Source organism: Rhizobium sp. Root1203 (assembly GCF_001424945.1).
Taxonomy (GTDB): domain Bacteria; phylum Pseudomonadota; class Alphaproteobacteria; order Rhizobiales; family Rhizobiaceae; genus Rhizobium.
Genome location: NZ_LMCW01000057.1, coordinates 1 through 4,474 on the forward strand (window position 1 = coordinate 1; position 4,474 = coordinate 4,474).

Here is a 4,474-nt window from a genome sequence, read left to right on the forward strand (position 1 = left end):
CAGAGCCTCACAATGAGCTCGTCAGATACTCTTCGGTGAGCTCATTTGACGGCCCGTAGATCAACCGAAAAATCTATGGGGCGTGGACGTCGCATACGTCCCAGTGACCTACTCGCTACTAATGCTCCTCGTATTATTTTTGCTCATCGTTCTCTTGAAACTGATCGAGCTGCGCAGCGATGGCGGTCAGACTACAACCAAACGAAGCGCGTTGGTGAAGATCGTTTTTGCGGGACTCTGCTGTGTGGTCCTTGCTTGGATTTTCTCTGGCTACAAGGGTATTCCAACGTCTGCGATCTGGGTCGGCGCGATAATGGCGGGCCTTTCGTTCCTGATGTCGCGAACGGTTTTCGGCAGGAACGCCTATCTTATAGGCTCAAACAGGGAAGCAGCGCGGCTCGCCGGCATTGATGTCCAGAAGCATCTTCTTGGCGGATTTGTGCTGATGGGCTTCTTCTACGCGATTGGCGGAATATTGATGACCGCAAGGCTGTCGGCATCAACGCCCGCTCTTGGCCAATATCTGGAACTCGATGCTATCGCAGCCGCGGTCATTGGGGGAATTTCGTTGAGGGGAGGTATCGGGTCAGTGATAGGTGCTGTCGGGGGCGCGATCCTTCTTGCTTCCATCGACAACGGGATGAGCCTTTTAAACATATCATCCTTCCTGCAGATGGTAATCAAGGCGTCCCTGCTTCTCCTGGCACTTGTCACAGACACGTTTTACAATGCCCGCAAAGGCTAGAAGAAAAGCCTTTCGGCGGTTTGTCAGCGCGACGGGGGCGCGGCCAAAAGCTCTCCGTACATTGATTAAAGCACGGCGACCTTTCGATCTCGAAGTTCCCGGCGAGACCGATAAATCGGCGGGGAGGCCATTTGCATGGATATTTTCCGCGGGCATCGAAACCGGACGGCACCAACCGGTTCAGCCGGCTGACGTTCATGCTGGCGATGGCGGAAACTGACACTATGACGGGGCAGGGACTGCAGTTCTACGAAACTGTTGATTCGAGCAACGCCTATGTTGAGGAGCCGGCTCACTGCCGCGCCGACTCTTTCGCAGTGCAACCACGCACTGGTCGCTCGAGCCCGCAAGACGGAGTGGCAACTCAGCCTCGGTGACCTGAACACCAACGCGAACAGCAGGCGCTTCCATTAGTAGTCCGAAAGATGGAGGCGGCTTTCGAATATGAGCATGCTCGCTGAGGACGACTGCGTCAGCCACCATGTCTATGCCATGGTACACGCAGAAGACGACAGCGACCCGGCCGCTTAGGGCGTTTGCTACACGATCCCGTACTTTTAGGTCCGCAAGCAGAATGATGAGCTTGGACGACAGAAATTCCGAATAGCTGTGCGCCATCCGTCCGTTTTCGGCTTCCACACTTTCTCGACACTCCGGGTCGATCGGGCCCAAGGTTAAATTGAATAGATTTGTGTGGCGATGGCTCGCGGGGTTAGGTAGCGGCGGAGGAATCCGCCGCTTTTCTTTGCTTAAATTTGATCCCGCGGCGGTGAGAACCCCGAGGACATCGCCAGCGTTCCTCCGTCGACAGAGATCGCTTCGCCATTGATCGAGAAGGCTGCGTCTGATGCGAAAAACAAGATCGTCTCGGCAATTTCCGTCGGCTGTGCGCCTTGGCTGAGCGGGATACGCAGTTCGCGCTGCCGCATCATTTCCGGGTCTTTCTCCGCCATGGCCTTTGACAGGTCGGTATAGGTGAAGCCGGGACAAACGCAGTTCACTCGAATGTTGAACTGTCCCCAGTCAACGGCGAGCGCCCGGGTTATCCCTACTACCCCATGCTTCGCAGCAACGTAGGAAGCACAACGGGGAAGACCTGCAAGCGAAGCTCCCGAGCCTACGTTAACGATTGCCCCTTTGCGGTTGGGAATCATCGAGGCTTTCCCGACGGCTTGCGCGAAGAAGAATGTGCCGCCCAAGCATACGTTCAGCTCACGGTGCCATGTTTCCTCGGTGATGTCTTCAGGCCGGACGTAACTGTTGACGGCCGCATTGTTTACGAGGACATCAATCCGGCCGAACCGATCCATGATCTCGTCGGTTGCGCTATTAATCGCTTGTGGGCTCGCGACATCGCAAACCACCGTTATCGCGTTCCTCCCAAGATCGCCCAGCGATTCGATTGCGCGCTGGAGTCCTTCTTCCTTCAGATCGACGATCGCGACGCGGCCGCCGCGTTCCAGCGCGATACGCGCTGTCTCCAATCCAATCCCGCGGGCTGCACCTGTGATGACGATAGCTTTATCTTCGAACTGCTGTTTCAGGCTCATGGAGTATTCCAATTTGGTGTTTCTTTGTTGAGGCGGGAGAGGCCTTCGACGCTGTATATCTGCGTACATGCTTGGAACAGGCGCAGCGGAATGCCTTTCGCGATGAACGCCGAACAAGACTCAGCTCGAAGGGACGGGGTTCAGAGACAACGTTCTTCTTCAAGTTATTGCGCTGAAGGCCCCCGGACAACCGCGGGTGAAGAGGCTTATAGCTTACAGTTATAGCTAATTCAGCGTGTTATGGTCCACGCTGACGCCGCCTGTTAGGTTCCGCTCGATTTTAGCGCTTGGCTTTCGCCGCTGCGGTGAAAGGAGGAGGAATGATGACTGATTTGAAACAAACCGCGTATGGGGATCTCCGGAGCGGTTTGCGTCCTGCAACACGTGAAGTCGAACAAAACATCGAGCTGTCGACGAAGTCTCGGTTCTCAATGGTCGTCCGAGCCGTACTCGGCGTATCGTTCGAGTACTACGACTACGTGATGTTCGCGACTTTTTCGCCATTTTTTGCCAAGCAGTTTTTCCATGCGGATGACCCGATAGCTGCCACTCTCAATACTCTGTTGGTCTTTGCCCTTGGTTTCGTCATGAGGCCCATCGGCGCGATGCTCGCCGGACATCTTGCCGACAAGTTTGGACGTAAGCCGATCATGCTGGTGTCGTTGGCGATTGCTGCGATCGGCTCGCTAGCGATCGCGCTGACCCCCACGTATCAGGACATTGGCTTGCTTGCGGTTGCGGTTCTGGTCACCGCACGCCTGTTTCAGGGGCTCGCACACGGGATGGAAAGCATCTCGGCGTTCACATACATTGCTGAGGTTGCAGATCGCCGCCACCGTGCGACCCAAACATGCGCCTACGCCATCGGAATGAACCTTGGCGTCATGCAGGCCACGATCTTCGGCGTGATCCTGACGTCGCTTCTGGATAACGATGCAATGCAGCAGTGGGGCTGGCGTATCCCCTTCGTTATTGGTGCAGTCTACGGTCTGTTCATCCTTCTCTTGCGCCGAGGTATCAGAGAATCGGCCGCTTTTACGAAGAAGGAGGCTGCCGGGCAGGCGAAGGTCGCTTACTGGCCGACAGTCTGGAAGTATCGGAAAACCGTGGTGATGCTCCTCCTCATCTGGTCCGCCGTCTCGACCACCGCATACACCTTCCAGGTCGGGTTTAGTGAGTATGCGATTTCGTCACTCGGCGCGAACCCGCGTGATGCCTTCTGGGCGGCCTTCATCGCGCAACTGGTGTACATGGTCGCGGTTGTCGGTTGGGCGCGCGTGTCCGACCGCCGAGGGCGCAAGTTTAACTACACGATTGGCTTCACAGGGTTGCTGGTAGCTGCGTTTCCACTGCAGCTGATGCTCGGCCCATCTCTGCTTCAGATTGCCCTGCCTATGACGATCGCGTTGGCGATGCACGCTGCTGTAGCATCAACCGAGATCGCATTTGTCAACGAGCAGATCCCGAACCACGTGCGACCGACGGTCATGAGCATCCCGTCTTCGTTCGGGGCTGTGCTGTTCGGGGCAACAGCTCCTTATATGAAAACCTTCGCAACTGCCTACGCTTCGCCGTTCCTTTTCACCGGTTACTACTGCGTACTTTGTCTGGTGGCTCTTATTACCATGCGGATGATGCCAGAAACGGTCGGGCGCGACCTCGAGGAATGATGTTGACCACCCGTGGCCGAAGAAACACGGCCACGCGATCTTAGTGATATTTCATTGCGGCCAGCAACTGCTGGCCGCAACGACATTTTGCGAGATGTTCAGTTCATCGCCGTCGCTCTGTCGATGCTGGCGACGAAGTGAAAGCCGATGATCTGAATCTTTGGAAAAACGGACCAGTTCTTGCGGGGGGTCTCTCAAAGAACTTACTGCTGCGAGAGGCGAGAGAACGATGAAGGCATCGTGATTTCGGGCCGTAGATGTCTAAGGTGTCCCTTTTGCGACATGCCCCCGGGCCGCGGTAGGGGCTAGCTGGACGCGACATTCTTCTGCAATCAGTCCGCCGCTACGAAAATCAATCTCGATGGCAATCAGTTCCATAAGATAGATTACACGATCTTTTCGTGTAGCGGGGGTGGATTCCATTTTCAAATGCAACAGAGACAATATTGGCCATGATTTCAGGAGGATGGAATGGCCCGCTCTTTTGTGCAGTTGAGTATGGACGAACG

At 55.6% G+C, this 4,474-nt stretch carries 4 protein-coding genes; 2 read left to right on the plus strand and 2 right to left on the minus strand.

The features are described 5' to 3' along the window. Window positions 1–103: 103 nt before the first annotated feature. Entirely contained in the window at window positions 104–745 is a 642-nt protein-coding gene (locus ASC97_RS29315) for an ABC transporter permease subunit (protein ID WP_274534188.1), read from the plus strand. Between the two features lie 749 nt (window positions 746–1,494). On the opposite strand, the gene ASC97_RS29320 is transcribed toward ASC97_RS29315, so the two are convergent. Beyond that, window positions 1,495–2,295 carry an SDR family NAD(P)-dependent oxidoreductase gene (locus ASC97_RS29320; protein ID WP_057471868.1) on the minus strand — a complete coding sequence of 267 codons (801 nt, stop codon included), beginning with the start codon at window positions 2,293–2,295 and terminating at the stop codon, window positions 1,495–1,497. A 320-nt stretch (window positions 2,296–2,615) separates the two neighbouring features. Between ASC97_RS29320 and ASC97_RS29325 the strand changes: the two genes are divergently transcribed. Continuing rightward, window positions 2,616–3,965 carry an MFS transporter gene (locus tag ASC97_RS29325; protein WP_057471869.1) on the plus strand — a complete coding sequence of 450 codons (1,350 nt, stop codon included), beginning with the start codon at window positions 2,616–2,618 and terminating at the stop codon, window positions 3,963–3,965. A gap of 261 nt (window positions 3,966–4,226) precedes the next feature. On the opposite strand, the gene ASC97_RS34975 is transcribed toward ASC97_RS29325, so the two are convergent. Next, a partial coding sequence (locus ASC97_RS34975) for a hypothetical protein (RefSeq protein ID WP_210171783.1) occupies window positions 4,227–4,474 on the minus strand: 248 nt, incomplete at its 5' end.